The sequence below is a fragment of the Halomonas sabkhae genome (assembly GCF_030409265.1).
Lineage (GTDB): Bacteria > Pseudomonadota > Gammaproteobacteria > Pseudomonadales > Halomonadaceae > Halomonas > Halomonas halmophila.
The window spans coordinates 1-525 of record NZ_JAUFPM010000011.1; the positions used below are offsets into that span (position 1 = coordinate 1).

Sequence of the window (525 nt, forward strand, 5' to 3'; positions counted from 1 at the left end):
GACGACGGCGCCACCGATGCCCAGAACATCGCCGTCACCGTGACCGACGTCAACGAGGCACCCATGGCGGCCGACATCACCCTGACCACCGACGAGGATACCGCCCGCGCCTTCGCCGCCGCCGACTTCGCCTTCAGCGACGAAGACGACGGTGACACCCTCGGCGCGGTCCGCATCGACACCCTGCCAACCGCCGGAACGCTCGCGCTGGACGGCAACGCCGTCACCGACGGGCAGAGCATCAGCGCCAGCGATATCGCCAACGGCCTGCTCACCTTCACTCCGGCGGCCGATGCCAACGGCGATGACTACGCCAGCTTCACCTTCTCGGTCTCCGACGGGTCGGTGTTCTCCTCCAGCCACACCATGACGCTGGACGTCACCGCCGTGAACGACGCCCCCACCATCACCAGCGATGGCGGCAGTGATACCGCGACGAAGCGCGTGGCGGAGAATCAGATAGCGGTTACCACCGTCGCCGCCAGCGACCCCGATGCCGGCGATACGGCCACCTTCAGCATCAGC

The 525-nt window shown here is 67.6% G+C and carries 1 protein-coding gene; it reads left to right on the plus strand.

Features of this window, described 5'->3' with window-relative positions:
• On the plus strand, positions 1-525 hold a 525-nt coding region (locus QWY79_RS07995), incomplete at both ends, for a cadherin-like domain-containing protein (RefSeq protein ID WP_290271619.1).